This window comes from Cumulibacter soli, assembly GCF_004382795.1.
GTDB classification, from domain to species: Bacteria; Actinomycetota; Actinomycetes; order Mycobacteriales; family Antricoccaceae; genus Cumulibacter; species Cumulibacter soli.
Genome location: NZ_SMSG01000003.1, coordinates 190,118 through 215,744, shown reverse-complemented (window position 1 = coordinate 215,744; position 25,627 = coordinate 190,118). Strand labels below are relative to the sequence as shown.

General features: G+C 65.3%; 28 protein-coding genes. 10 read left to right on the top strand and 18 right to left on the bottom strand.

Annotation, left to right across the window (positions count from 1 at the left end):
• Positions 1–19: 19 nt before the first annotated feature.
• A complete protein-coding gene (locus E1H16_RS07815; protein WP_134323143.1) occupies positions 20–319 on the top strand; it encodes a helix-turn-helix domain-containing protein in 300 nt (99 codons plus the stop codon).
• Positions 320–327: 8 nt separating this feature from the next.
• On the opposite strand, the gene E1H16_RS07810 is transcribed toward E1H16_RS07815, so the two are convergent.
• Positions 328–924, bottom strand: coding sequence for a ClpP family protease (locus E1H16_RS07810; RefSeq protein ID WP_134323142.1), 597 nt, complete (start codon positions 922–924; stop codon positions 328–330).
• The gene (locus E1H16_RS07805; protein ID WP_134323141.1) at positions 921–1,535 is read right to left on the bottom strand and encodes a ClpP family protease; all 615 of its coding nucleotides are present in this window, start codon (positions 1,533–1,535) and stop codon (positions 921–923) included. Before E1H16_RS07805 ends, E1H16_RS07810 begins: the two co-directional genes overlap by 4 nt.
• A gap of 133 nt (positions 1,536–1,668) precedes the next feature.
• Between E1H16_RS07805 and E1H16_RS07800 the strand changes: the two genes are divergently transcribed.
• From E1H16_RS07800 to E1H16_RS07790, 3 genes are all read left to right on the top strand, one after another.
• Complete coding sequence (locus tag E1H16_RS07800; protein ID WP_134323140.1) at positions 1,669–2,475, top strand: thymidylate synthase; 807 nt, start codon at positions 1,669–1,671, stop codon at positions 2,473–2,475.
• Positions 2,472–2,966, top strand: coding sequence for a dihydrofolate reductase (locus E1H16_RS07795; RefSeq protein ID WP_134323139.1), 495 nt, complete (start codon positions 2,472–2,474; stop codon positions 2,964–2,966). The genes E1H16_RS07800 and E1H16_RS07795 overlap by 4 nt, the downstream gene beginning before the upstream one ends.
• A gap of 182 nt (positions 2,967–3,148) precedes the next feature.
• Positions 3,149–4,639: a catalase gene (locus E1H16_RS07790; RefSeq protein ID WP_134323138.1), complete on the top strand. Its 1,491-nt coding sequence runs from the start codon at positions 3,149–3,151 to the stop codon at positions 4,637–4,639.
• Positions 4,640–4,706: 67 nt separating this feature from the next.
• Here E1H16_RS07790 and E1H16_RS07785 read toward each other — a convergent pair whose 3' ends face one another.
• The 3 genes from E1H16_RS07785 to E1H16_RS07775 form a co-directional block, all read right to left on the bottom strand.
• The gene (locus tag E1H16_RS07785) at positions 4,707–5,093 is read right to left on the bottom strand and encodes an ankyrin repeat domain-containing protein (protein WP_243837779.1); all 387 of its coding nucleotides are present in this window, start codon (positions 5,091–5,093) and stop codon (positions 4,707–4,709) included.
• The gene (locus E1H16_RS07780) at positions 5,086–5,448 is read right to left on the bottom strand and encodes a 5-carboxymethyl-2-hydroxymuconate Delta-isomerase (RefSeq protein WP_134323136.1); all 363 of its coding nucleotides are present in this window, start codon (positions 5,446–5,448) and stop codon (positions 5,086–5,088) included. The genes E1H16_RS07785 and E1H16_RS07780 overlap by 8 nt, the downstream gene beginning before the upstream one ends.
• A 63-nt stretch (positions 5,449–5,511) precedes the next feature.
• The gene (locus E1H16_RS07775; RefSeq protein WP_134323135.1) at positions 5,512–6,822 is read right to left on the bottom strand and encodes an MATE family efflux transporter; all 1,311 of its coding nucleotides are present in this window, start codon (positions 6,820–6,822) and stop codon (positions 5,512–5,514) included.
• Between the two features lie 87 nt (positions 6,823–6,909).
• Between E1H16_RS07775 and E1H16_RS07770 the strand changes: the two genes are divergently transcribed.
• Positions 6,910–8,631 (top strand): serine/threonine-protein kinase, encoded by a 1,722-nt coding sequence (locus E1H16_RS07770; RefSeq protein WP_134323134.1) that lies wholly within the window; start codon positions 6,910–6,912, stop codon positions 8,629–8,631.
• Between the two features lie 21 nt (positions 8,632–8,652).
• Here the strand turns inward: E1H16_RS07770 and E1H16_RS07765 are convergent, their stop codons facing one another.
• The 6 genes from E1H16_RS07765 to rimP all read right to left on the bottom strand — a co-directional run bounded on the left by E1H16_RS07765 (position 8,653) and on the right by rimP (position 15,110).
• Positions 8,653–9,678 carry a TRM11 family SAM-dependent methyltransferase gene (locus E1H16_RS07765; RefSeq protein WP_134323133.1) on the bottom strand — a complete coding sequence of 342 codons (1,026 nt, stop codon included), beginning with the start codon at positions 9,676–9,678 and terminating at the stop codon, positions 8,653–8,655.
• Positions 9,675–10,121, bottom strand: coding sequence for a 30S ribosome-binding factor RbfA (gene rbfA / locus E1H16_RS07760; protein ID WP_134323132.1), 447 nt, complete (start codon positions 10,119–10,121; stop codon positions 9,675–9,677). Before rbfA ends, E1H16_RS07765 begins: the two co-directional genes overlap by 4 nt.
• Positions 10,122–10,239: 118 nt before the next feature.
• Complete coding sequence (gene infB, locus E1H16_RS07755; RefSeq protein ID WP_134323131.1) at positions 10,240–13,002, bottom strand: translation initiation factor IF-2; 2,763 nt, start codon at positions 13,000–13,002, stop codon at positions 10,240–10,242.
• Between the two features lie 141 nt (positions 13,003–13,143).
• Positions 13,144–13,422 (bottom strand): YlxR family protein, encoded by a 279-nt coding sequence (locus E1H16_RS07750; RefSeq protein ID WP_134323130.1) that lies wholly within the window; start codon positions 13,420–13,422, stop codon positions 13,144–13,146.
• A gap of 135 nt (positions 13,423–13,557) precedes the next feature.
• Positions 13,558–14,598: a transcription termination factor NusA gene (nusA, locus tag E1H16_RS07745; protein WP_134323129.1), complete on the bottom strand. Its 1,041-nt coding sequence runs from the start codon at positions 14,596–14,598 to the stop codon at positions 13,558–13,560.
• Entirely contained in the window at positions 14,598–15,110 is a 513-nt protein-coding gene (gene rimP / locus E1H16_RS07740; RefSeq protein ID WP_134323128.1) for a ribosome maturation factor RimP, read from the bottom strand. The genes nusA and rimP overlap by 1 nt, the downstream gene beginning before the upstream one ends.
• A gap of 115 nt (positions 15,111–15,225) precedes the next feature.
• On the opposite strand from rimP, the gene E1H16_RS07735 reads away from it, so the two are divergent.
• From E1H16_RS07735 to E1H16_RS07720, 4 genes are read left to right on the top strand one after another with little or no spacing between them, the layout of a single operon-like run.
• Positions 15,226–15,696 carry a hypothetical protein gene (locus E1H16_RS07735; protein ID WP_134323127.1) on the top strand — a complete coding sequence of 157 codons (471 nt, stop codon included), beginning with the start codon at positions 15,226–15,228 and terminating at the stop codon, positions 15,694–15,696.
• Entirely contained in the window at positions 15,689–16,129 is a 441-nt protein-coding gene (locus E1H16_RS07730) for a ferritin-like domain-containing protein (protein ID WP_134323126.1), read from the top strand. Before E1H16_RS07735 ends, E1H16_RS07730 begins: the two co-directional genes overlap by 8 nt.
• Positions 16,126–16,770: an acVLRF1 family peptidyl-tRNA hydrolase gene (locus E1H16_RS07725; protein ID WP_134323125.1), complete on the top strand. Its 645-nt coding sequence runs from the start codon at positions 16,126–16,128 to the stop codon at positions 16,768–16,770. Before E1H16_RS07730 ends, E1H16_RS07725 begins: the two co-directional genes overlap by 4 nt.
• On the top strand, positions 16,767–17,681 hold the full coding sequence (locus E1H16_RS07720; protein WP_134323124.1) for a sucrase ferredoxin: 915 nt from the start codon (positions 16,767–16,769) through the stop codon (positions 17,679–17,681). Before E1H16_RS07725 ends, E1H16_RS07720 begins: the two co-directional genes overlap by 4 nt.
• A gap of 10 nt (positions 17,682–17,691) precedes the next feature.
• On the opposite strand, the gene E1H16_RS07715 is transcribed toward E1H16_RS07720, so the two are convergent.
• The 4 genes from E1H16_RS07715 to dxr are packed head-to-tail and all read right to left on the bottom strand — an operon-like array spanning position 17,692 to position 22,265.
• Positions 17,692–18,519, bottom strand: a complete 828-nt coding sequence (locus E1H16_RS07715) for a GNAT family N-acetyltransferase (protein ID WP_208378922.1) — start codon at positions 18,517–18,519, stop codon at positions 17,692–17,694.
• A gap of 14 nt (positions 18,520–18,533) precedes the next feature.
• The gene (gene ispG, locus E1H16_RS07710) at positions 18,534–19,682 is read right to left on the bottom strand and encodes a flavodoxin-dependent (E)-4-hydroxy-3-methylbut-2-enyl-diphosphate synthase (protein ID WP_134323123.1); all 1,149 of its coding nucleotides are present in this window, start codon (positions 19,680–19,682) and stop codon (positions 18,534–18,536) included.
• 40 nt (positions 19,683–19,722) lie between these two features.
• Positions 19,723–21,048 carry a M50 family metallopeptidase gene (locus E1H16_RS07705; protein WP_243837777.1) on the bottom strand — a complete coding sequence of 442 codons (1,326 nt, stop codon included), beginning with the start codon at positions 21,046–21,048 and terminating at the stop codon, positions 19,723–19,725.
• A complete protein-coding gene (gene dxr, locus E1H16_RS07700) occupies positions 21,045–22,265 on the bottom strand; it encodes a 1-deoxy-D-xylulose-5-phosphate reductoisomerase (RefSeq protein ID WP_134323122.1) in 1,221 nt (406 codons plus the stop codon). The genes E1H16_RS07705 and dxr overlap by 4 nt, the downstream gene beginning before the upstream one ends.
• Positions 22,266–22,380: 115 nt before the next feature.
• On the opposite strand from dxr, the gene E1H16_RS07695 reads away from it, so the two are divergent.
• Positions 22,381–22,683 (top strand): DUF2631 domain-containing protein, encoded by a 303-nt coding sequence (locus E1H16_RS07695; protein ID WP_166741666.1) that lies wholly within the window; start codon positions 22,381–22,383, stop codon positions 22,681–22,683.
• A gap of 131 nt (positions 22,684–22,814) precedes the next feature.
• Here the strand turns inward: E1H16_RS07695 and E1H16_RS07690 are convergent, their stop codons facing one another.
• Genes E1H16_RS07690 through E1H16_RS07680 form a run of 3 tightly spaced genes read right to left on the bottom strand, consistent with a single transcriptional unit; the run spans position 22,815 to position 25,563 of the window.
• A complete protein-coding gene (locus tag E1H16_RS07690) occupies positions 22,815–23,357 on the bottom strand; it encodes a hypothetical protein (RefSeq protein ID WP_134323120.1) in 543 nt (180 codons plus the stop codon).
• A gap of 1 nt (position 23,358) precedes the next feature.
• Complete coding sequence (rlmN, locus tag E1H16_RS07685; protein ID WP_134323119.1) at positions 23,359–24,477, bottom strand: dual-specificity RNA methyltransferase RlmN; 1,119 nt, start codon at positions 24,475–24,477, stop codon at positions 23,359–23,361.
• A 60-nt stretch (positions 24,478–24,537) separates the two neighbouring features.
• A complete protein-coding gene (locus E1H16_RS07680) occupies positions 24,538–25,563 on the bottom strand; it encodes an alpha/beta fold hydrolase (protein ID WP_134323118.1) in 1,026 nt (341 codons plus the stop codon).
• Positions 25,564–25,627 lie beyond the last annotated feature (64 nt).

Below are 25,627 nucleotides of genomic sequence, written 5' to 3'. Positions count from 1 at the left end.
ACACGCCTACGCTGAGCAGATGTCGAACGTCCTGTATTTCCCTGAACGTCGTGACGGTGCCGATCCCGAACCGCTGTGGCGCGAGTCGGTCGGCGCCGAACTACGTGCACAGCGCCACGGACGAGGCGAACGGATCACCGATGTCGCGCGCCGAGCAGGTATAGCGCCGCAGTATTTGTCCGAGGTCGAACGGGGCCGCAAGGATCCGTCCTCGGAGGTCCTCGCGGCGGTGGCCGGAGCTCTTGAGGTGCGCCTGGCCGACCTCACTGCGCGCGCCGCGCAGCGTCTCGGTTCGGCACCGACCTGCCTCGCCGCGTAACGAGCGCCCTACGGCTCGGGACGGGCGAACATGATGTCGTCGACAACGCCGTAATTCACCGCGTCGGGCGCCGACAACACCAGTTCGCGTTCGGTGTCGCTGCGCACCTGCTGCGGCGTGCGACCGGTGTGCTGTGCGAGGAGTCCTTCCAGCAGCGAGCGCACCCGCTCGACCTCCTCGGCCTCCAGAATTAGGTCCGGGATGCTTCCGCGCCCCTCGGCCGCCGGAGCGTGAATGACTACCCGGGCGTGCGGCAGGCTCGCCCGCCGACCAGGCGCACCGCCGGCCAGTAGCACGGCAGCCGTCGCAGCAGCTTGCCCGACACAAGTGGTGTGCACCTGTGGTCGAATGAACTGCATCGCGTCGTAGATCGCCAGCATCGCGGGAATCGACCCGCCGGGTGAGTTGATGTAGAGATCCACGTGCTGGTCGGGGCTTTCTGACTCTAGATGGATCAATTGCGCGATGACCGCGTTGGCGACGCCATCGTCGATAGCCGTTCCGAGGTAGATGATTCGGTCGGCCAGCAGCCGACTGTAGATGTCCGTCGTCCGTTCGCCGGCGGCGCTGGCAGTGGTGACGTACGGGATTGTGTAACTGCTCATGTCGGCGCCACCATTCCGCTGCGACGTCGTGACGGCAGCACCTCGCCCAGATGGTCGATGATGTGATCGACGAACCCGTATCGCAACGCCTCCGTGGCGCCGAACCAACGATCACGTCGCGAATCGCGCTCGATTACCTCGACCTCCCGGCCGGTGTCCTCGGCAATTAACGACAGCACTGTGTCCCGGGTGTCACGCAGATCCTCGGCCTGAATCGCGATGTCCATCGCCGTACCGCCGATACCGGCCGACCCCTGATGGAGCAGCACCTTGGCGTGCGGCATCATGTAGCGCTTCCCGCGGGCGCCGGCGCTGAGCAGGAACTGCCCGGCGCTGTAGGCCATACCGAGGTTGATGGTGGCCACGTCGTTGCTGATCGCGTGCATCGTGTCGCGAATCGCCAACATGCCGGGGACCGATCCGCCGGGTGAGTTGATCAGCAGCCTGATATCGGCGGACGGATCGTCCGCCGATAGCAGTATCAGCCCGTGCACGATTCGGTTGCTGTTCCAGTCTTCCAGCGGTTCACCGAGCACGAGGGTGCGCACGTCGAACAGCGCCTGATACATCGCGTCGTCGAGCCCCGACGCGGGGCGTTGTTGTTCACTCATACCGCCCAGCCTCTACGCCCTGAGGTGCTGATCGCTGCTCGTGCTGCTGTGCGCAGCGCTGCTATCAGCAGAGTGACGCAACGCGACTGCGCCACTCCTGAACCGCACACCGTGTGGGCTTAGGCTGTTACCCATGCAGACGCAGATACCCACGCCGTACGAAGACCTGCTCCGGCTCGTCCTCGAGACCGGTACGCCCAAAACAGATCGCACCGGCACCGGCACTCGATCAGTCTTCGGCCACCAACTGCGTTACGACCTGCGTGACGGGTTTCCGCTGCTGACCACCAAACGAGTCCACTTCAAATCCGTCGCGCTCGAGTTGCTGTGGTTCCTGCGCGGTGATTCGAACGTGCGGTGGTTACAGGATCGCGGCGTGAGTATCTGGGACGAATGGGCCGACGAGAACGGCGATCTCGGACCGGTGTACGGCGTGCAGTGGCGCTCCTGGCCTACACCGAACGGCGGGCACATCGATCAGATCGAGAAGGTCGTCAGTCAACTCACCGCCAACCCGGACTCACGACGGCACATCGTCACGGCATGGAATCCTGCCGAAGTCGATCAGATGGCGCTGCCGCCATGCCACGCGCTGTTCCAGTTGTACGTCGCCGAGGGCCGACTCTCCTGCCAGTTGTATCAACGCTCAGCGGACCTCTTCCTGGGCGTGCCGTTCAACATCGCCTCTTACGCGCTGTTGACGCATATGCTCGCAGCCCAAACGGGCCTCGACGTCGGAGAGTTCGTCTGGACCGGCGGCGATTGCCACATCTACGACAACCACGTCGACCAGGTCCGCGAGCAACTCACCCGAGCCCCGCGCCCCTACCCCACGCTCATCCTCGGCAATGCGCCGTCGATCTTTGAATACCAGTACGAGGACATCCAGGTCGTCGGGTACGACCCGCACCCGGCGATCTCGGCGCCGATCGCGGTATGAGCATCGGACTGATCTGGGCGCAAGCACACGATCGCGTCATCGGGCGTGCAGGTTCGATCCCGTGGCACGTTCCCGAAGACCTGCGTCACTTCAAAGACATCACGGCCGCAGCGCGCGTCGTGATGGGCCGGCGCACCTGGGACTCGCTGCCGGAGCGCTTCCGACCGTTGCCTGGGCGCGACAATGTCGTCATCACGCGACAGCCCACCTGGCGGGGCGCTGGCGCGCGCGTCGTGCACTCGCTCGATCACGCGCTCGCCGAGGCAGACGGTGACGTCTGGGTCATCGGCGGTGCCGAGGTGTACCAAGACGCGCTCAGGGTGGCCGACATCCTGGAGGTCACCGAACTTGATCTCGACATCTCCGGAGACACCCGCGCACCGGTGATCACCTCGGACTGGGTGCTGAGCGCGCAGTCGCCGGATGCCGGTTGGCACCGGTCCTCCAGCGGCCTCGAATACCGGTTCTTGACCTATCGCCGCGCGGCGTGAGGGATTGACTTCTCGGCGTAATCCGCACGATTCAGCTCCCGTGCACCTCGACTTACTTGAACTTGTCTGCCCGCATTGAAAGAGTTGCTCATATATTTGGCCACATAACGGGTAGTGGTGACCGCCACAGCAACACGTGCGCGGTCCCGGCCCGACAGACTGCATCGAGATCGGAGCTTCAGATGAGCGTTGAAGGACCCCGTCAGGACGCCGGAAACACCAATCCACTGACCGCAGCGGGCGGTGCACCGGTATGGGACGGTCAGAACAGCCTGACAGCAGGACCGCGGGGGCCGATGCTGCTGCAGGACGCATGGTTCTTGGAAAAGATGGCGCACTTCGATCGCGAGGTCATTCCGGAGCGCCGCATGCATGCGAAGGGCTCCGGCGCGTTCGGTACGTTCACGGTGACCAACGACATCACCAAGTACTCCTCCGCGAAGATCTTCTCCGAAGTCGGCAAGCAGACCGAGATGTTCGCGCGATTTTCCACCGTCGCCGGTGAGCGCGGCGCCGCAGACGCCGAGCGTGATATCCGCGGCTTCGCGGTGAAGTTCTACACCGAAGAGGGCAACTGGGACCTGGTGGGTAACAACACGCCGGTGTTCTTCTTCCGCGATCCGCTGATCTTCCCGGATCTCAACCACGCCGTGAAGCGCGACCCGAAGACCAACCTGCGCAGCGCTGAAAACAACTGGGATTTCTGGACGAACCTGCCAGAGGCGCTACACCAGGTCACGATCGTGATGTCCGACCGCGGCATCCCAGCGAGCTATCGGAACATGCACGGTTTCGGTTCGCACACGTACTCCTTCACCAACGACAGCGGCGAACGGTTCTGGGTCAAGTTCCACCACCGCACCCAGCAGGGCATCAAGAACCTCACTGATGCCGAAGCTGCCGAAATCGTCGGCGCGGATCGCGAGAGCCACCAGCGCGACCTGTTCGATGCGATCGAACGCGGCGACTTCCCGAAGTGGAAATTGTGCGTGCAGATCATGCCGGAAGCGGACGCGCTCAAGGTTCCGTATCACCCGTTCGACCTCACCAAGGTGTGGCCCAAGGGCGACTACCCGCTGATCGAGGTCGGCGAATGGGAACTCAACCGCAACCCGGAGAACTACTTCGCTGACGTCGAGCAGGCCGCGTTCAACCCCGCGCAGGTCGTACCTGGAATCAGTTACTCCCCCGACCGGATGTTGCAGGGGCGCCTGTTCTCCTACGGCGACACGCAGCGTTACCGGCTCGGTGTCAACCACCATCAGATCCCGGTGAACGCCGCACGTGGCGCCACCGCAGTCAACAGCATGCACCGTGATGGCGCGATGCGGGTCGACGGTAACCAGGGCGCGACGCCGAGCATCACGCCGAACTCGTACGGCCGCTGGGTCGACCAGACCCAGTACCGCGAGCCGAAGTGGCAGATCGAGCCGTGGGCCGACCGGTTCGACCACCGCGCCGACGATCAGGACTACTTCAGCCAGCCCGGCGTGCTGTTCCGCGACAAGATGTCTGCCGAGCAGAAGCAGGCGCTCTTTGAGAACACCGCTCGCGCGATCAGCGGCGCATCGCGCGAGACGATCGAGCGCCACATCGCAAACTGCACCAAGGCTGACCCGGCGTACGGCGAGGGTGTCCGTAAGGCAATCGAGGCGTTAGAGGCCGCAAGCTAACACCGTCACGACGTAGGGGGCTTTTCGCGTACTGTCGCGAAAAGCCCCCTCACGTTTCAGTGACCGACTATTCGAGCAGATGCGAGCGCCCAAACAGTTCTGCTGCCTGACGCGCCGTCGGCGATCCCGCATCCAAGTCGGCGCCGGCGGCCACCAAGTGTCGCGCGACGTCATCCTCGCCTTTGAACAACGCTCCAGCGAGCGGGCACTGATCGCGGTTATTGCGCAGATCGACGTCCGCGCCCCGAGCGATCAGCATCGCGACCGTATCGGCTCGACCGTGATACGACGCCAGCATCAACAAGGTGTTCGCATCGGAATCCGTGACGTCGACGGGCAACCCGTGATCGAGGAACTCGGCGAGCTCGTCACCTCGCCCTTCTCGGGCGAGGTCCATTGCGATCTGGATAACCCGCTTCGTCTGTTCCGGCGTCAACCCGGGATGGTCAGGCACGATCGACGACGACCTTGGTGTAGCTCTCGCTGAGATCAACCACATCTGCGGTGATCTGCACCTGAACATCGCGTGGGTAATGTCCGCCGTTCTTCAGCGCATCGCAGACCAACGCCGCCAACGAGGATTTGAACTCGATCGTGCGGCCGGGCAGTACTCGGATCTGCACGTCGACGAAACCACGACCTTGGCGTACCTGGCCGACCTCGAACACGTCCGCGCGATACGCACGCGCTTTGATTGTCTCCTCGGCGAACTCGCCGGTGCCGACCAGCGCATCGATGAGGAGATCGATGGCCAACCCGGCGTCGAACCCCGGCAGGTTCGATGAGTGGGTGATCCGCAGATGTGGCATGTCTACCTCCGGAAGTGTGTGCCTGTCTGCGAAGAATAGGCAACGCGGACCGGAGTTGCCACCTCACGCCGCGCTTGCGCTCATCCATCGATCGCTGCGCACCCGCCAACCGCCTAGTACGAGCCGTACTACCAGTGAGATTGTCAGCCCGAACCAGATACCACCGATCCCCCATCCGGCTTGATAGGCCAACCAGGCTAGGGGCGCATACACGCCAGCGTGCGCGACTATCGTGATCGTGCGCAGGATCGCGACGTCGTTCGCGCCCATCAGTACGCCGTCCAGCGCAAACAGCACTCCGGCGACCAGTTGCATACCCGCTAGCCACCACCACATCACGGCGGCCTCGGCGAGGACGTCCGGTGCGGACGCGAACAGGGATGGCGCGAACGGGCGCACGAGCACCAGTACCGCCGCGAAGACCATGCCAGCGACGAGACCTACCCGGGCGCACAGCGCAGCCGTCGCCCGCGCCCGCACCCTGTCCCGGCGGCCCAGCGCCTCGCCGACCAGCGACTGGGCCGCGATCGCGACAGCGTCAAGGGCAAGCGCGGTCAGCATGAACAGTTGTAGTCCGATCTGATGCGCGCCCAGCACCTCTGGGCCCATCCGCGAACACAGCGCGGCCGCGAGCACGAATGATCCCTGCAGCGCGAGCGTTCGCACGAATAGATCCCGCCCGGTACGCAACTGGCCGATCATCACGCTTCGTTGCGGACGCAGACTGACCCGCTCGCGCAACAAGGCGCGCAGAAACAGGCCGCCGGTGATCCACTGCGCGACCACGTTGGCGACCGCCGAGCCCATCAGACCCCAACCGAGCCCGGTGACCATGATCGGCAGCAGAATCAGGCACAGCCCGAAGCCGACGGTGACGTAGATGGTGGGCTCGCGCGTGCGTTGTAGGCCGCGCATCCAGCCGTTGCCGGCCAATGCCAGCAGGATGCCCGGGGCGCCAAGAATCGCGATCCGCAGCCACCCGACGGCGTCGTCCAAGGCTGGGGAATCCGAGCCTCCGATCACCCGCGCGATCGGGTACGCCAGCAATTCGACCGCGATCACGATCACGGCGCCGATGATCAGAGCGAGGATGCTGGCGTTCACGCCTTCCCGGACGGCGCCGGCATGGTCGCCTTCGCCGTATCGGCGCGCGGCTCGCGCGGTCGTGCCATACGCGAGGAAATTCAACTGGCCGGACACCTGCGACAGAACGGTCCCGCCGATGGCCAAACCAGCCAGCGGCAGCGTGCCGAGGTGGCCGATCATCGCGGTATCGAGCAATACGTACAGCGGCTCGGCGGCCAGCACTACGAGCGCCGGTAACGCCAACCCCAACACTTTGCGGACACTAGGCGGCGCCGGCTCGTCGAGCATGCGCACAGTCTGGCACGGGCCATCACGCACACGCGCGCCACAGTGCGTTTCGGCTGCCCGGCGCTGCGGCACAGTAATCTGGGAGGTATGTCCGCGACCGACCGTACCGATCTGTGGCTGCCTACCGCAGTCACCAGTGACGAGTACGTCGGTCCGTATCGGTTGATCCGTAAAGCCGGGTCCGGGGGCATGGGCGTGGTGTACCTCGCGGTGGACAAAGACGAACGTCCGGTTGCCGTCAAGGTGCTGCGCGATCATGTGGCCGACGATGCGGACGCCCGGGCGCGGCTACGCCGCGAACTGATGACGATGCGCCGGGTGCGAGATCGCTACATCGCCGACGTCGTGGACGCCGATCTTGAGGCCGAACGACCGTACATCGTCAGTGAGTTCGTCGACGGCCCGCAACTTGATGACTACGTCGCCGAGGTCGGACCGCTCGGTCGCGACGGCCTCATCACCCTCGGTCGTGGACTACTGAACGCGCTGGATGCGATCCACGACGTCGGCGTCGTCCACCGCGACCTCAAACCGGGTAATGTGCTGCTGGAAGGTCACCGTCCAGTGGTGATCGACTTCGGCATCGCCCAACTCGCTGACGAGACCCGGTTGACGATGACCGGCTTGTTCGTCGGCACCCCGGGCTACGTGTCGCCGGAGACGATATCCGGAGATCCGGCAACACCGGCGACGGACTGGTGGTCATGGGCGGCAGTGCTCGCATATGCCGCGACCGGCTCTTCACCCGCCGGAAAGGGCCCGGTCGAAGTGGTCCTCGATCGGATCCGCCGAGGCGAATTGCGCCTGGACACTGTCGACGCCGATCTGCGGCCGCTGCTGTCGGATTGTCTGGCGATCAGTCCGTCCGAGCGCCCGGGGAGTGCCGAAATTCGGGCCCGTTTCGAAACGTATGCCAGCGGCGGGTCAACCGGTCCCGCGCGGGTGCGTTCCTCCCCAGTCGCGACGCCCGCACCAATCGACGCCGGCCCCGGGATCAGCGCGCCGCGCTCTTCGGCACCTGACGGCTCCCAACCCTCCACCGCGGTGTTGAACGATCCGGCAGCCCGGCAGAGCCGTGCGTCGGCTCCAGAACCACCGCCGGCGATCCGTCGCTCCGACGAACCGCACGATCCAAATCCAACGACGACGCCGGATGACGCCCAGAAGCGCAGGGATCCGCGACGACGGACTTCGCGCGCCCAGGCGCGTGACGCCGCCGCTGTCCGGACCCGACGTAGTCCGGGTCTGGCCACGTTCTGCTTCGGCGCGCTGTTGACGGCCGCCGCGATGTCCATGCCCGTCGCGACAGGCATTCTGCTGGTGTTGTTGTTAACCGCTGCGCGAACGGTGGACGAGTTTGTCGAGCGGGTGCGCTGGCGCGAGGAGATGGGCAGCAGCCATCGACGAGCCAGCGTGTTACAGGCATTCAGTACGCCATGGGGCGCGATGAAAGCGCTGGTCGTCAGTCTGGGTTCGCTGATCTTGCCGACTGCGATCGGCACCGGTGTCGCGTACGTGAGTGGGCTACTGATTCCGGATGTATTTGCCGTGGGCAGTCACGTCGGCAATATCTCAACCGGCCTCGGCGCGATCGCGGCGCTCATCATGTTGTGGTACGGGCCCGGCAGCCGAGCAACGAAATCGTCGGTACACCGCTGCTTACGGGCTATCGTCACGACGCAGCAATCAGTGTTCGCGCTCACTGCCGTACTGCTCGTCGCGACCGCAGCAATCGCGGTGGTGGTCTACCGCTACCCCGTACTGGATTGGTTCCCGCTGCCGATCGACCCCACGCGTGGGGGCTGGTGAGGCAGGCTCCACCATCGCGACTTAGCGCGGGCGGACCGCGACGACGAGGTCCCTATGGATCGAGGCATCGACTCGGTGTGCGAACGCCTCGCCATAGTCGGCCACCTGCAATCCGGCGCTGCGGTACACATCCTCTACGACGGCCCGTTTCAACGTGTGCGTGTTGAATGACAGCCCGATCGCCGCACCGGGCCGTAACAACGCCGCCCACGTCGGCAGCGCCGAAGCGAGGAGGTCATCAGCGCGTCGGTCGAGATCGTGCCCTCGATGCGACCCGTGCGTCACGCCGTACGGCAGGTCGCCGACGATCGCGTCCACCGATGCCTCCCGTACGTACTGAGAGGCGGCGGTGGTATCGGCCACGATAACCGCCAGGTGCTGCCCTGCCCCTTGCTTCTGGGCCGCCCGGTCGGCGTACAACTCGACGTCCAACCGCTCAGCGACGGTGCGCTTGTTGCGACGCACGGGCGCGAACGTGTGCTTGTGCGGCAGCCGGTGGGTGCGCGCCCAGGTTTTCAGAAACGTCGAGTAGGCCTCGACGTCCTTGCGGTCGACATCCACGCCGATGGCGTCCAGCCCGCGCAATGTCGCGATGCTCAGCGTCGTGCCGCGCCCACAGACCGGGTCGAGCACCCGGCCACGACCAGCCGTCAGCAACTGCTGGCGACTGCCTGCGGCCAACGTGATGTTCAGCAGCAGAGTGGTGAACTGTTCATTCGTCTTACCGGTGTACTTGGGAATGCTGATCAGATCGTCATGAAAGTGCGCCCACGCCGGCAACGCGACGGGGCGCAGCAACTCACCCTCACGGGCGAACAGGGCGTACGGCGCGGAGGACACCGCGACCAAGCTCGCGACGGCGCCCTCCTGATGATCGGCGTCGAAGCCGATGTAATCGACACCGCTGATCTGCTCGACGGCGACGCCGCCGATTGCCACGCCGCGCGCAGCGCAGATGATCTCCAACTCGGCTGCCAGCAGCCGCGGTGCATCTAGTTGATAAACCCGGTTCGCGGACGGCGCAACCAGCAGCGCGTAACGGCTCACGAAACGCCGTCGCCATCCTCATCGTCCTCGGCACGCCGGTACGGATCCGACTCGCCCGCGAACGATTTACCCTCGCGTGAGCGAGCAAGTTCGGAATCTGCCGCGCGTGCCTTCGCCAACAAGTCGTCGATCGTCGCCGCGTGCTCCGGGATCTCATCAGCGACGAACGTGAGCGATGGCGTGTATCGCACTCCCGTTCGTTTACCGACCGTGCTGCGTAGCACGCCCTTGGCAGATTCCAAGGCCGCGGCCGAGGCTGCTTTCTCCTCGGCGGTGCCGTACACGGTGTAGAACACCGTCGCCTCACGCAGGTCGGACGTCAACTTGCTGCTGGTGATCGTCACCATCCCGAGTCGGGGATCCTTCACCTGCCGCTCAAGCGTGTCGGCGACGATCTCTCGAATGCGCACCGCCAGTCGGCGGGCGCGAGCCTCATCAGCCATGTCTCCTCCTCGTGAGGTCGATCTGGGTCAATTCTCTCGCACTGACATTGTTCGAAACGCACAACGGTGGCCGAACCGGAACCCATCCGGCCGGCCACCGTCGGCTAGTCGCTACGCGCTAAGCGCGCGGCTTCTCGCGCATCTCGAACGTCTCGATGAGATCGCCTTCCTTGATGTCGTTGTAGGAACCGAGGCTGATACCGCACTCGAAACCCTCCCGCACCTCGGTGGCGTCGTCCTTCTCCCGGCGCAACGACGCGATCGTCAGGTTGTCCGCCGCGACAGCGCCATCGCGCACGAGCCGCGCCTTGGCGTTGCGACGGATCAGGCCCGACTGCACCATGCAGCCGGCGATGTTGCCCCACTTGCTCGAGCGGAACACCGCACGGATCTCGGCGGTACCGAGCGCGATCTCTTCGTACTCCGGCTTGAGCATGCCCTTGAGCGCGTTCTCGACGTCCTCGATCGCCTGGTAGATGATCGAGTAGAAGCGAACGTCGACGCCCTCGCGGTTCGCTCGCTCGGTGGCCTTGCCCTGGGTGCGCACGTTGAAGCCAAGCACGACCGCGTCGGACGCCGTCGCCAGGTCGATGTCCGACTCGGTGACTGCTCCCACGCCCCGGTGGATAATCCGCAACGAGACCTCATCGCCGACCTCGATCTTCAACAGGGCGTCTTCCAGCGCCTCCACGGTGCCGGAGTTGTCACCCTTGATGATCAGGTTGAGATTCTCGACCTTGCCCTCTTCGAGGGCCTTGTTGAGGTCTTCCAGCGAGATGCGACGACGCGACTTCGCCAACTGCGCGTTGCGTTCGCGCGCCTGACGACGTTCGGCGATCTGGCGAGCAACCCGATCCTCATCGACGACCAGGAACGTGTCACCGGCGCCAGGTACGGAGGTGAAGCCGAACACCTGCACGGGCGTAGAGGGGCCCGCCTCGGTGAGGTTCTCCCCCGAATCGCCGACCATCGCACGTACGCGTCCGTGCGCGTCACCGGCGACGATCGAATCGCCGACCCGCAACGTACCGCGCTGCACAATAACCGTGGCCACCGAACCGCGACCGCGGTCCAGGTGCGCCTCGATCGCCACGCCCTGGGCCGACATCGCCGCGTCGGCTTCGAGTTGCAGAGACGCGTCCGCTGTCAGCAACACTGCCTCCAGCAGGGAATCAAGGCCCTGCCGGCGCAACGCCGAGATCTCTACGAACATCGTGTCGCCGCCGTACTCCTCGGCGACCAGGCCGTACTCAGTGAGCTGCGAGCGGATGCGTTCCGGGTTCGCGCCCTCCTTGTCGACCTTGTTGATCGCGACAACGATCGGGACCGACGCCGCCTGGGCGTGGTTGATCGCCTCAACCGTCTGCGGCATTACACCGTCGTCAGCAGCCACCACCAAGATGACGATGTCCGTCGTCTTGGCGCCACGGGCACGCATCGCGGTGAATGCCTCGTGACCGGGGGTGTCGATGAACGTCAAGGCACGCTCGGCGCCCTCATGTTCGGTCGTGATCTGGTAGGCACCAATGTGCTGCGTGATGCCGCCCGACTCGCCGCCCGCGACATCTGCCTGACGCAAGGCGTCCAGCAGCTTGGTCTTGCCGTGGTCGACGTGACCCATAACGGTGACGACCGGCGGACGCGCCACCAGGTTCTCCGCATCGGCGTCGGCGCCAAAGGTGATGTCGAAATCGTCGAGCAGCTCGCGGTCTTCGTCTTCCGGCGACACGACCTCGATCTTGAAGTTCAGCTCGGCTCCGAGCAGTTCGAGGGTGTCGTCGTTAACTGACTGAGTCGCCGTGACCATTTCACCGAGGTGGAACAACGCGGTCACCAACGATGCTGGGGAGGCGTTGATCTTCTCGGCCAGGTCCGTCAGCGATGCGCCACGCGACAGCCGCACTGTGGAGCCGTCACCGCGAGGAACCTGCACGCCACCGATGGACGGCGCATCCATCTGATCAAACTCTTGCCGCCGCTGCTTCTTGCTCTTACGCCCACGGACCGGGCCGCGCGCACCCGGCTTACCGAACGCGCCCGCGGTACCGCCGCGACCGCGACCGCCGCCGGGGCGACCTCCGCCGCCACCGGGACGGAATCCGCCGCCGCCACCACCGCCACCGGGACGGAATCCACCGCCACCGCCGCCGGGACGACCGCCGCCGCCACCACCGGGCCGAGCGCCGCCACCGCCGCCGGGCCGGCTCAGGCCGGGCGCAGGGCGCGACGGCATCGAACCGGGGCTAGGACGCGGACCACCAGCGCCTGGGCGTGGGCCGCCCGGGCCTGGACGCGGACCACCAGGTCGTGGACCACCAGGACCGGGGCGGGGACCGCCGGCACCCGGGCGTGGGCCGCCCGGGCCTGGACGCGGACCACCGGGTCGCGGAGCGCCAGGCCGCGGCGCGTTCGGCACGCTTCCCGGGCTCGGTCGCGGTGCTGGCGGGCGCGGTGTCGGCGGTCGCGACGCGGCCTGGCCGACCCCGAACGGGTTGTTCCCTCCGGCCGGACGCGGACGCGGTGCGGGTGCCGAAGCCGGCTTCTCCTCTACCGGCGGCGCCTGTTCCGCGGGCGGGGCCTGCGCAGCGGCGGCGGGAGCCGGGCTCGGCGCCGGACCGGGCTTCGGTCCAGGCTTGGGCACGATCGACGTCGGCACCGGACCGGACACCTCAACCTTGGGTGCCGACTTCGGGGCCGGACGCGAACCGCTCGGCTTATCGCCACCGGCCATCTGTTCTTTGAGTTTGCGCGCTACGGGCGCTTCCACGGTGGAGCTCGCACTCTTGACGAACTCCCCCATCTCGCTGAGTTTCGCGAGAACTTGCTTGCTCGTTACACCGAGCTCTTTAGCCAGCTCGTGTACTCGGGCCTTGCCTGCCACGGGTCTCCTAGTCTTTGAAGCCGCAGCAGACGTTCCGCTACGACCTCGTGTTTTTCCAGTGAAGAACAGTCATCGCTGCATCTTCATCGGGCTGCCTGATTCATCGGGATGCCTTGTTCATCGGGATCCATACCAATCGGGTCACGGGTTGTGGACATTGAGTTGGCCCGCATCGGTGACGTACTGCTCAAGTTCTGCGATATCCAGGGGTCCGGAAACCCGCAGGGCTCGAGTGAACGCGCGCCGGCGCTTCGCCGCCTCGAGGCAGGCCTCGCTCGGATGCAGGTGCGCCCCACGTCCAGCGATGCGGCGCCGTCGATCAATCCGGAGTGTTCCGGGATGATCAGCGTCAACCACGCAGCGGATCAACTCAGTGGCGTCGGCTCGCCCGCGGCACCCGACGCACATGCGGAGATTCATGGACAGCCACTCCTCACCCACCGTGCGCGGGTCGTGCGGACACGACGCCGTCGACCAGCATACCGCGACGGGATACGGGACGCATCGTGACATGCCGGATGCGCGCTACCGTGCCCGCATCGGTGGGCGTGGTGGTTACGGGTGTGCACGACCTTGCTGATCGCCTGCGGGTGGCACGGCGTCGAGGTGCGCCGAATCTGTCTCGGCGTCCGATCGGATATCGATGCGCCACCCGGTCAAGCGAGCTGCGAGGCGCGCGTTCTGCCCCTCGCGGCCAATCGCCAGCGACAGCTGGAAGTCGGGTACGACGACGCGCGCGGCGCGAGCGAACCGGTCGGTCACCGTCACACTGATTACCTGCGCAGGCGACAACGCCGAAGCGACGAACTCTTCGGGCACGTCCGAGTAGTCGACGATGTCGATCTTTTCGCCTTGTAGCTCGCTCATCACGTTACGTACTCGAGCACCCATCTCTCCGATGCAGGCACCCTTCGCGCTGACGTCTGGCGAATTCGACCGGACGGCGATCTTGCTACGGTGGCCGGCCTCGCGAGCCACCGAAACGATGTCCACCGTGCCGTCAGAGATCTCAGGAACCTCAAGCGCGAAGAGTTTACGGACCAAATTCGGGTGGCTGCGGCTCACCGTCACCTGCGGCCCACGCTGCCCACGCACGACGGAGACAATCAGCACCTTGATCCGACTGGCGTGCGTGTAGCGCTCACCGGGAACCTGCTCGCTGGCTGGCATCGCAGCCTCGAGTTTCGACGTGAGCCGCACGGCAACGACACCACGTTCGTTGCGCATCGCGTCGGCTTCGATGACACCGCCGACGAGATCGCCCTCGCGGCCTTCAAATTCTCCGTAGGTGTTGTCGTGCTCGGCCTCGCGTAGCCGCTGCAGGATGACCTGCTTTGCGGTCATCGCGGCAATCCGTCCGAAGTCTTCTGGGGTGTCGTCCCACTCACGCGTTACCGTGCCTTCGGCGTCGACCTCCTGCGCCAGGACCTGGACCAGGCCGCTCTTGCGGTCGATCTCGACCCGTGCACGTGGCGCGTGGCCTTCGGTGTGCCGATACGCCGACAGCAGCGCGGTCTGGATTGCGTCGATGACCGTATCCAGCGAGATATCTTTTTCGCGTTCGATCGTGCGCAACGCCGCGATATCTACGTTCATCAGGGATGCTCCTTGCCGCTTTCGGACTTGTTGAACTCGACCTGCACACGCGCCGGCGAGATAGTCTCGCGGCTGAACTGCTCATCCCTGCCATCGAGGCGGATCGTCACCGAATCGCCGTCGACTGCGGCAACTCGTCCGGTCGTCGATCGCCCGTTGTGTTGCCACTGCACCAATCGCCCGATCGCGCGACGCCAGTGCCGAACTTCGGTCAGTGGCCGATCGACCCCCGGGGAGGTGACCTCGAGAGTGTACGGGGATGCACCGAACCCGTCATCGCCGGCATCCAACTGTTCGGAGACCCGCCGGCTGATTGCTGCTATATCGTCGAGATTCACGCCCGCATCGCTGTCCACGATGACCCGCAAAACGCTGCGGCGCCCAGCCTGTGACAGCGTGAGCGCTTCGAGATCAAACCCGGCGTCCTGGACAACGGGGCGCAGCGTGGTCTCCAGTTCGCGCTGGCGCCGCTCGTGTCCGCCAGCGGCGGCACCAGGGGGTCGTCTGGTCATCGGACGTACTCCTTCACCGTGCTGTGGATGCACCTGCAGGTCGGGCAATTGTGGGTATGAGCCTACGGGAGAGCCACCGTCCGGCGCCACGCAGTCGGGTGGCAGACTGGACAGGGTGCCTATCTCCGCGCAGTCCCCGTTGAGCCGACGCCAGGTACTCCTTGCGTCGGGTGGGCTCGCATTGGCTCTGGCTGGCTGCACCACGCGGGCGCCGCAGGAACCGGAGCCGGCGCCTCCCGATCCCCTGGCAGAGTTAATAGATGATCATCTCGAGTTAGCTGCCGGGTACGAAGCCGCCATCGCGTCGGCGCCCTCCGACGCCCTCACCGGCTTAGCCCAGAACGTGCAGGAACAGATCTCAGCGCTAGCCGGCGCACTTGCCCTGCGCGCTGGCGACGTGCCGAGCCCCACCCCGCCCTCCGACACCGCCGATCCGGCTGCGGCGCTCGGCACCGTCATCGACCTCGAGCAAACACTCGTCACAAAATGCGGTGAGCTCGCACTCACGCAGCCCGCACAGCGAGCCCCACTACTTGCCGCGCTATCTGCAAGTCACCAAGAGGCGGTGGAGGTTCTCGATGACTGAGCAACAAGTCCAGGCCCTACAACAAGTGTTGGCGAATCAGCACGCCGCGATCTGGGCGTACGGCGAGATCGGCGCTACCGTTTCCCAGGAGTACCTGAAGCCAATCACCAGCCGCGACAACGCACAACGCGCGATGCGCACCAAGATCGAGGATCTATTGCGCGCTCTGAATGGTGAACCCGTCCCGGCTCAGGCCGGCTACCGTGTGCCGGGACTGCTCAGCGACGACGAATCGGCCTTGGCGTTCGCGGCGGACGTGGAGGAATCACTGACTCAGCAGTGGCGGTTCTGCATCGGCACCGATGGTGAGCCCGACGCGACGTTCCGGCAACTGTGCCTCGACGGCATGCTCGATACCGCGTCTGCGGCCGGGCGCTGGCGTCGAGAACTCGACCCGGAAGCATTGCCGCCTTCGCTCCCAGGTATGGCGTGAGCACGCAGGTCAACGTTCCCCCGCAGCGTCTGCAACGCTGGTTCGACGGGTTCGCGGCGCGCAACGGCGCCATCTGTTCGATCACCGCAGAGCCGGAGGGAACCGTCGTGGCCACGGTGCGCGGCGCTCGGGCTGTATTACCTATTGAGCTCCCGGGCATCACTGACCTACCGGCGCTCATCGCAGCCCTACTACCGGCCGGAACCGGCGTAGTCGCGTTGGTACGACGCGGCGGCTACAGCATCGCGCGCGTCGAGTACGACGGCGCACACCACCGCGTGACAGCATCGAAGACCGGCAGCCGTTATGTACAAGGTCGGACCGCTGCCGGCGGGCAGAGTCAGCAGCGCTTTGCCCGGCGCCGCGCCAATCAAGCCGCCGCGTTAGCCACGGCCGCAGCCGGCGCTGCCCGCACTGTCCTCGGCGACGTCCCCGGTGCCGTGGACCTGCTAGTTACCGGTGGCGACCTGGAGTTGGTGCGCGCGGTGTGCACCGCGCAGCCTCTGAGGAGCCTGTCAGCGGCCCGCACTATCGCCGTGGAGGTGGGCGAACCGCGGCGCCGGACCATCGACGACGCGCTGACCTCAGCGCGGTCCGTACGTATCCTCGTCACGAATGCCCCGGCGCAGGAGGGCCCGTGAGCCAAGTAGAAGCCGCCCAACGCTGTAGCGTGCGCTCGCTGATGAGCGGGGAGCCAATGGCCGGTAGCGCCGGCAGCACCGAGGTGGGGTACCTGCTGGTCGAAGAGCCCGGCGCTTGGCCGCACAAGGCACTCGGACCCAGCACACTCGGCGGAATAGGGCCCGCACTTGAGTCGGCGGCCGCACATGTAGGGCTCAAGACGCTCGTCTTTCGTCAACCTGGACGTCGTGAGCGGGCTCCGTTGCAGCGCCGGGTATTCGTTGCGACGCTCGCGCGGCAGCATCGTGCCGTCGTCACGTTCACCGTGCGCAACCTCGCGGAGGTGCTCGATTCGGACCTCGCCGCGGCGGCGCACCAACCGCTGGCCGTACATCCGGACGCCGAATCGGTCACCGAGCAGCTGCTGTTCGTATGTGCGCACGCCAAGCGGGATCAGTGCTGCGCGATTTACGGAGTGCCGATTGCCGGCGCCTTAGCCGCGCGATACCCGCAGCGCGTGTACGAATGCAGTCACCTCGGCGGGCACCGATTCGCCGCAACCGCGCTCGCGCTGCCCAGTGGCGCCGTGTACGGGCGACTGACCGAGGAGTCTGCGGAACGCGCGTACGACGCCGAGCGGCACGCGAAAGTGATCGCTGAAGATCTACGCGGCCTCAGTTCCCTACCTGCGGCAGCGCAAATGGTGGACGCCGAGTTGCGCCTGCGGCTCGGCCTGACTGGCATCGACGACGTGCGCATGCTCAGTTACCAGCAGATCAACGAAGGGCACGTGATTCGGATGACCGTCGCAGGATCGGTGTGGCAGGGGCTGGTCGAGTCGCGCAAGACCGTCGCGAAGCCGCCGTCCTGCGGTAAACCTGCGGATCGATCAACGGCGTACGCGATCACCAAGTTGGCTCGCGAACGCTAGAGGTTGCGCACTAGAAAAGCACAACCATTTGTGCGCCTAACACCTCGAAGCCACACCGCAGGTATGAGCGCACAGCGGCGATATTGAAATCGTTGACGGCCAGCGAGACCGTGGTCATTCCCGCGCTGCGCGCCAAGCGCAATACGGCGGCCGTCGCGGCGGATCCAATTCCCTCACCACGTCGATCCGGGTGTACCCATACGCCCTGCAATTGCGCGCATCCGCCACTGACCGCACCCAACTCGGCCTTGAAGATCACTCGCCCGTCTTCGACCCGCACGAACGCGAAGCCGTCGCGAATCAACTGCGCGATCCGGTAGCGGTATGACGATCCGCCGTCATGCGCGATCGGCGATGCCCCGATCTCCTCGGTATACATCTCGACCGAGGCCGTGAAAAACTCCTCCAGGTCCTCAGCCTGGGCATGACGCACCATCGGGTCCGGCGCGATCGGCGCATCCTGGCGCGTCACCATCACAAACTGCCGCTGCCGTACGGCGCGGGCCGGACCCCAACGCGGTTCCAGCATACGCCACAGATCAGCGGTGGCCGGCAGTCGACCCACAATCGACGAACACCGCCGCCCCTGGCGTAACGCCAGATCGGCGAACGCGCGGGCGGCGTCAGCGTCCATATTGACCGGCAAAAGGTTCGCACCGGAAAAGCACAGCGAGTCACCGTGCAGCCACACGTTGCCCGAACGCAACCCGCGCTCGACGCCGGAGCGACTCAACCACGACGAAACCGGCACCGATTCGACCGGGTCCATCGCCAGTAACGCGAGTACCTGCTCGCGGTCGGCCACCCCCGCCGCTCGAGCGCGGCTCACCAGGCTCACAGCGCGGGTCCTCGCTAAGAAACGCTGACGGATGGCTCGCCCGCTGCATCGACGCCCATCTCGTCGGCAAGCCGCATCGCTTCGTCGATCAAGGTCTCCACGATCTGCGACTCGGGAACCGTCTTGATTACCTCGCCCTTAACGAAGATCTGCCCCTTGCCATTGCCAGAGGCAACGCCGAGGTCGGCCTCGCGCGCCTCACCCGGGCCGTTCACGACGCATCCCATGACGGCCACACGCAATGGAACTTTGAGCCCCTCCAGGCCGGCGGTGACCTGCTCAGCGAGCGTGTAGACGTCAACCTGAGCGCGGCCGCAGGACGGGCACGAGACGATCTCCAGACCACGCTGGCGGAGGTTCAGCGATTCCAGGATTTGTAGCCCGACTTTGACCTCTTCAACCGGCGGCGCAGACAGCGACACCCGGATCGTGTCCCCGATCCCCTTGCTCAGCAGCGCGCCGAACGCCACAGCGGATTTGATTGTGCCCTGGAATGCCGGTCCGGCCTCGGTGACCCCGAGGTGCAGCGGATAGTCGCACTGCTCGGCCAGCAACTCGTATGCACGCACCATCACGACGGGGTCATGATGCTTCACCGAGATCTTGATGTCGCGGAAGTCGTGCTCCTCGAACAACGAGCATTCCCACAGCGCAGACTCCACCAGCGCCTCGGGAGTCGCCTTGCCGTACTTGGCCAGAAGCCGTTTGTCCAACGAGCCGGCGTTCACTCCGATGCGGATCGGTGTGCCGGCCGCACTGGCGGCGCGAGCGATCTCGGCGACCTTGTCGTCGAAAGCCTTGATGTTGCCCGGATTCACCCGAACGGCGGCGCAGCCGGCATCGATCGCGGCGAACACATACTTCGGCTGGAAATGGATGTCGGCGATGACGGGGATCTGCGACTTCTTCGCGATCGCCGGCAGGGCGTCCGCATCGTCCTGACTCGGCACTGCCACTCGCACGATCTGGCACCCTGACGCGGTCAACTCGGCAATCTGCTGCAGCGTCGCATTTACGTCCGCGGTCAGTGTCGTGGTCATCGACTGCACGGATACCGGTGCGTCGCCACCGACCAGCACGCCGCCGACGTTCAACTGGCGGGTCGCCCGGCGGGGGGCTAGTACCGGCGGTGGAAGCTGCGGCATACCGAGGGAGACGCTCATGCAGACAATGCTATCCGTGAACCCCGGTGCCGTGGCGCGCCTATTGCATCAGCGTGATCGGGTTAATCACGTCCGCCACCACCAGCAACAGCGAAAACAGGACGAATACACCTGCGACCACGTAGGCGACTGGCATCGCCGCCGCAATGTCGATCGGTCCAGGCGGCGTCTTGCCTCGAATCCGGTAGACCGCGTTGCGCAGACCCTCGTACAGCGCTCCGGCGATATGGCCACCGTCCAGCGGATACAGCGGGATCAAGTTGAACAGGAACAACATCATGTTCAGGCTCGCCAGCAGCGACAGGAAGTAGGCGATTCGCTCGGTTGCCGGCGACGGCATCGACAGAATCTCGCCGGAGATGCGGCCGACTCCGACGAGTCCCACCGGTCCTTCCGGATCGCGCTCGCCGCCGGCAAACGTAGCGTCGATCAGCGCCGGCACCCGCTGCGGTAATTCGATGATGCGCTCGACGGCAAGGCCGGCGAAATCCCATACGTGCCCGGGGACCTCCGTGATGGACAGGGTCGTCATTGGTTGGCTTGGCGCTAGCCCGACATACCCGACCTCGACGGTCTCGTTCGGGTCCTCGTCCGAGGGCATCTCGTTGCGCATCGGGACGAGTGACAACTGCAGGTGTTCACCGCCACGGTCGACCGTAAATGTCATCTGCTCACCAGGCGACACGCGGATCTCCTCGCGAACGGTCTCCCAGTCCTCGACTGGCTCACCGTTCATCGCCACGATCGTGTCGCCGACCTCGAATCCCGCTTCCGCGGCCGGGCTGGCGGCAGGCAGTGCGCATGCTGTGTCCCCGCTCTCGCACACGATCCCGTCAGCGTCGACCGGCTTCGTGCAGTCGTCGGCGTTGGTCGTGGACGGGAGCACGCATTCGTTGACCGTCTGCACGGTCAGTGATGGCGTGTGCACGCCGAGCGTGGTGAGGATGATGGTGAACAGCACCAGCGCAAAGATGAGGTTCTGTAGCGGCCCAGCGAACATAGTGATGGCCCGCTGCCACCACGGTTTGGTGTAGAACGCGCGGGTTTCGTCACCAGGCTTCAGGTCGGCGGCTGATTGCTCACGTACCTCGGCGATCAATCCTGAGAACGGCCCCTTACGGGGTTTGCGCGCCGGCTTCGGCGGGATCATGCCGATGATCCGGATGTAGCCGCCGAGCGGAATCCACTTGATCCCGTGTTCCGTCTCGCCAATCTGCCGCGAGAACGCTGTCGGCCCGAAGCCCACCATGAACTGGCTGACGCGCATATCAAAACGTCGCGCCGCAGCGAAATGGCCGAGCTCATGCCACCAGATTGAGAAAAGCAGTCCGATGACGAATAGCAGAATGCCTAACGCGGTCATCATGACTGAGCGGCTCCGCTGTTCGGCCAGTCCGCGATGAGGTCGTCGGCGGTGCTCCTGGCCACGCGCTCAAACTCCAAAATCTGCTCCAGGCTGGTGCCGGGACGCTCCAAGTCGTGATTCGCCCCTAAGCGACGCACGCTCGCCTCGACGATATCCACGACGTCCAGGAACCCGATCCGGCCATCGATGAACGCAGCCTGCGCCTGCTCGTTCGCGGCGTTGTACGCCGCCGGCGCCACCCCGCCGGCGCCCGCGACCTCCCGCGCCAAGCGCACTGCGGGGAAGGCATCGTCGTCCAGCGGCTCGAACACCCAGCTGCGGGCACTCGACCAGTCGAACGACGGCTGGGCGCCGCTCACCCGGTCTGGCCAGCCGAGGGCGAGCGCGATCGGCATCCGCATATCGGGTGGGGACGCCTGCGCGATGGTCGATCCGTCGGCGTACTCGACCATCGAGTGGACCTCCGAACTCGGGTGCACCACGACGACGATGTCGTCGGGCGGGACATCGAACAACAAGTGCGCCTCGATGAGTTCCAGCCCCTTATTGATCAGGTTCGCGCTATTGAGGGTGACCGACGTCCCCATGGACCACGTGGGATGCGCCAGTGCGTCCGCGAGGGTGACGTCGCGCAGGTCCGCACGGTTCCGCCCGCGGAACGGACCACCGCTGGCAGTGAGGATGAATCGTGACACTTCCTCGCGCCGTCCGGCCCGCAGACATTGAGCCATCGCCGAATGCTCCGAATCGACCGGGACGAGCTGACCCGGCGCAGCCATGTGCGCCACCCACGTGCCCCCGGCGATCAGCGACTCCTTGTTCGCCAGGGCCAGCCTCGTGCCGGCCCGCAAGCACGCCACGGTGGCCGCAAGTCCGATAGATCCGTCGACGCCATTCAGCACGACGTCCACCGGCAGCGCGGCCAGTTCGGTGGTGGCGGTCGGCCCAGCGAGCACCTTCGGAATCTCCCGTATTCCGCGACGGGCTGCCTCAGCGCGTAGATGCAAGATGACGTCCTCGGCTGCGGTGGCTCGGGCGACGCCCACGGTGTCGACGCCGAGCTCGAAGGCCTGTTGCGCCAGCAACGCCGCGTGGTTGCCGGCTGCGCTGATCGCCCGCACCGCGAACCTGCTCCGGTTACGGCGTACGACGTCGACTGCTTGGGTACCGATCGAACCGGTTGAACCGAGGATGACGAGGCTACGCTGGGAGTTCACCGCTCAATTGTCCTTGATCGTTGGCTCGACCGCTCCGGCACACACCTGCTGCACGCGAAGCCAGGAGCTAATGAAATGATGACGTTTAAGGTACTGCGCATTCCTGGGAGGCACCGTGGCAAGCATCCGCAAAGCGGACCACGATTCGATTACGCATGGTTCGGCTCATCCTGCATCGGCGTCGACAGAGGTCGAGCTCGCGGACGATGACCCGCGCATCTGGGGATGGCACCACTCCGGTAATGGCCGCGGCCTGCGGATAGGCGGCTTCATCGCCGCCATCGTCGTGGCGTTGATGGCCATCGGCAACCACGAGGGCAAGGTCGAAGACCTCTGGCTGTGGATAATCGCGGCGGTCATGCTAGCGATCGTGCTGATCAGCGCCGCCAACCAGCGAAAGTCGACCTGGCGCAAATAGCCCCAGCTACGCCTGGGTCCTAATACAACGACTGGGTTCTCATTCAACACAGAGTCCGCTTCGCGATGGCGAAGCGGACTCTGTGTTGTGTGGGACGCGGGTATTGGTGCGCCGCGTAGGCTGATGCGGCGCTACCGCGCCCGGCGCGCCAGCGCGATTAGCTCGAGCGCCTCGGCGACAGCGACCTGCCGATAACCGCCGTGCTCCTCGGTGAAGCTCAGCCCCAGAATCTGCTCCGGGCTTGGCGCCTGCGACGTATTCAACGATGCGCGCAGGTTGTCCATCGCGTCGTTGACCTCATCCGCGGCGAATCCCAGCACCGAACGGCTGACTCGCGGGAAGCGGTCATCGAAATGTTGCGGAGCGGCCATTTCCTGCACGGAGCCCTCACGGCCAGGATTGGCGATGTCTTCCTCGCGCACAGTTGATTCCAGCTCCTGGATGCGCTTGCGCATGTCCTTAAGCCACTCGTCCACGCTCGGCTCGTCGTACGCCGCAGCACCTCGTGCCTCATCGAAGAGCGGCATCGCCAGTTCGTGTGAAGACATCCCGTCGGGCGAACGGTCCGTGTTGACCCGCTCCAGTACCCGCTCGACAAAGGCGTCGACCGCGGCGCGCTCATATCCCTTACGCCCGCGCTTTGCCGCGCCGAATTCCGGGGTTGGTACTACCAAATCAGTTCTCCTCCAAGGCTGCCAACTGTCCGCAGGCGCCGTCGATTTCCTGCCCGCGGGTGTCGCGGACGGTCGTCGTGACGCCACCTGCGATCAGGCGGCGTACGAACTCTCGCTCCACCGGCTTCGGACTGGCATCCCATTCCGAACCAGGGGTCGGGTTGAGCGGAATCAGGTTCACGTGCACCCACGGGAAGTCGCCTCGCTGCCGCAACCGCTTGGCCAGCAGGTCAGCACGCCATGGCTGGTCGTTCACATCCCTGATCAACGCGTACTCGATGGATACTCGCCGACGTGTCTGCTTTGCGTAAGCCCACGCGGCGTCCAGTACCTCATCGACCTTGAACCGGTTGTTGATCGGCACCAGGGTGTCGCGCAGTTCATCGTCGGGGGTGTGCAAGGACACGGCCAGGCGCACGTGCATGTTCTCGGCGGTAAGACGCTCGATGCCCGGGACCAAACCGACGGTGGAAACGGTGACGCCTCGCTGGCTGATGCCCAGGCCGCTAGGTGCCGGGTCGGTGATCCGACGTACCGCGGCGATCACCCGATTGTAGTTCGCTAGCGGCTCGCCCATCCCCATGAACACGATGTTCGACAGGCGTCCCGGGCCGCCGGCCATTGCCCCGTCGCGCATTGTGCGCGCGGCGACCACGACCTGATCGACAATCTCGGCGGTCGACAAGTTACGGGTGAGACCCTGCTGCCCGGTCGCGCAGAATGGGCAGGCCATCCCGCATCCGGCCTGACTGGAGATACACAGCGTGGTGCGCTCGGGGTAACGCATCAGCACTGATTCCACCAGCGCCCCATCGAACAGCCGCCACAGCGTCTTGAGCGTCATACCGTCATCGCAGGTCTGCTCGCGCACATGGTTCAGCAGCGTGGGGAACAACTCGTCAGCGAGCGCGGCGCGATCGGCCGCGCTCAGATCACTCATCTGCGCCGGGTCGTTAACGAACCGACCGAAGTAATGATTCGAGAGCTGGTTGGCCCGAAATGCGGGCACGCCGAGGTCAGCCATCGCGGCGCGGCGGCCGGACAGGTCCAGGTCCGCGAGATGCCGAGGTGGCTTCTTCACGCCCCGCGGCGGGCTGAAGACGAGCGGTAGAGCAGTCATAGGCTCTCGATCATCCCACGATTCGGCGCGCCGCCACCGGCCCAAGGAGTGTGAGAGGGCCTACCGTGTGCCGGGCCACCAATCGCCGACCTTGCTCACCAGCCACGATGCGAGGGCCGCATTGACGGCCGCTGGGTTCTCCTGTGCGATCCAGTGGCCGCTGTCGATGATGTGCTCGGTCAGGTCGGTACAAGCTCCACGCATCGGGTCGGCCAGTTGACTGTGCACGGTCTGGCAGGTCTGGTCGTAGTGGCCGTGCAGAAACAGCACCGGCATGTCCAAGCTCGCGGACCCCTCTTGCGAGTACTCCTGGTTGACCTCGTCGTTGACGTACCACGAGTTGGGTCCACGGAAGCCGTTGCGCTCAAGCGCGCCGACATATCGCTGCAGATCGTCTTCGGATAGCACGGCGTCGTCACGCGGGATATCCGGCGCGGTCGGTCCGCGGAAGAATCCGCCGTCGCGGCGGGTACTCGCGGTGCCGGCCGGGCGGCTGATGTGTTCAGGCTTGCCATGGCGGAAGATGCATTTCACGGTGGCTGTGACGTCTCGTTCGAAGTCGCGTTGCGCCTGGTCGAACGACTCTTGGTAGAAGAGGAAGTAGTCCCACTGCCCCACCGGATACTCGTCCTCGGGGTATATGTCTCGATCAATCAAGCCATACAGGTTGACTTTCGCGAAGCCCCCGGGCTGGAAAGGTACGGACAACGAAGCGACCGCACGGGTGCGCTCGGGATGGTGCGTGGCGATGTTCCACACCACCGGCGAGCCCCAGTCGTGACCGATCCAGACGGCGCGCTGCGCACCCAAGTGGTCGAGCAGTTCGATCATGTCAGCGACGATCTCTCGCTGCGTGTAGTCATCGGTGTTCGGGGGCACGCTCGAATTGCCATAACCACGCATATCTGGCGCGACCACATGGAACCCCAAGCCGGCGAATACCGGCAACACATGCCGCCACGAGTAGGACAACTCTGGCCAGCCGTGGCAGAACACCAGCAACGGGCCGTCCTGCGGTCCCGCCTGCAAATACGCGGTGGTGTGTCGCTCGGATGAGTAACTGCGTTCGGTGATCGGGAAGTCCATTCCTGGACTATGACAGAGCGCATGGTTGCCGTCATCCCCCTCTCAGTCAGCGGACGTCGCAGCG

What these genes read in the sequence shown, in the direction of transcription:
- E1H16_RS07805 (WP_134323141.1), bottom strand. Translation starts at nt 1,535, where the DNA reads ATGAGTGAACAACAACGCCCCGCGTCGGGGCTCGACGACGCGATGTAT.
- ispG (WP_134323123.1), bottom strand. Translation starts at nt 19,682, where the DNA reads ATGAGCGTCTCCCTCGGTATGCCGCAGCTTCCACCGCCGGTACTAGCC.
- E1H16_RS07770 (WP_134323134.1), top strand. Translation starts at nt 6,910, where the DNA reads ATGTCCGCGACCGACCGTACCGATCTGTGGCTGCCTACCGCAGTCACC.
- rlmN (WP_134323119.1), bottom strand. Translation starts at nt 24,477, where the DNA reads ATGACTGCTCTACCGCTCGTCTTCAGCCCGCCGCGGGGCGTGAAGAAG.
- E1H16_RS07730 (WP_134323126.1), top strand. Translation starts at nt 15,689, where the DNA reads ATGACTGAGCAACAAGTCCAGGCCCTACAACAAGTGTTGGCGAATCAG.
- E1H16_RS07705 (WP_243837777.1), bottom strand. Translation starts at nt 21,048, where the DNA reads ATGATGACCGCGTTAGGCATTCTGCTATTCGTCATCGGACTGCTTTTC.
- E1H16_RS07810 (WP_134323142.1), bottom strand. Translation starts at nt 924, where the DNA reads ATGAGCAGTTACACAATCCCGTACGTCACCACTGCCAGCGCCGCCGGC.
- E1H16_RS07680 (WP_134323118.1), bottom strand. Translation starts at nt 25,563, where the DNA reads ATGGACTTCCCGATCACCGAACGCAGTTACTCATCCGAGCGACACACC.
- E1H16_RS07750 (WP_134323130.1), bottom strand. Translation starts at nt 13,422, where the DNA reads ATGAATCTCCGCATGTGCGTCGGGTGCCGCGGGCGAGCCGACGCCACT.
- nusA (WP_134323129.1), bottom strand. Translation starts at nt 14,598, where the DNA reads ATGAACGTAGATATCGCGGCGTTGCGCACGATCGAACGCGAAAAAGAT.
- E1H16_RS07795 (WP_134323139.1), top strand. Translation starts at nt 2,472, where the DNA reads ATGAGCATCGGACTGATCTGGGCGCAAGCACACGATCGCGTCATCGGG.
- E1H16_RS07775 (WP_134323135.1), bottom strand. Translation starts at nt 6,822, where the DNA reads ATGCTCGACGAGCCGGCGCCGCCTAGTGTCCGCAAAGTGTTGGGGTTG.
- rbfA (WP_134323132.1), bottom strand. Translation starts at nt 10,121, where the DNA reads ATGGCTGATGAGGCTCGCGCCCGCCGACTGGCGGTGCGCATTCGAGAG.
- E1H16_RS07790 (WP_134323138.1), top strand. Translation starts at nt 3,149, where the DNA reads ATGAGCGTTGAAGGACCCCGTCAGGACGCCGGAAACACCAATCCACTG.
- rimP (WP_134323128.1), bottom strand. Translation starts at nt 15,110, where the DNA reads ATGACCAGACGACCCCCTGGTGCCGCCGCTGGCGGACACGAGCGGCGC.
- E1H16_RS07815 (WP_134323143.1), top strand. Translation starts at nt 20, where the DNA reads ATGTCGAACGTCCTGTATTTCCCTGAACGTCGTGACGGTGCCGATCCC.
- E1H16_RS07800 (WP_134323140.1), top strand. Translation starts at nt 1,669, where the DNA reads ATGCAGACGCAGATACCCACGCCGTACGAAGACCTGCTCCGGCTCGTC.
- E1H16_RS07780 (WP_134323136.1), bottom strand. Translation starts at nt 5,448, where the DNA reads ATGCCACATCTGCGGATCACCCACTCATCGAACCTGCCGGGGTTCGAC.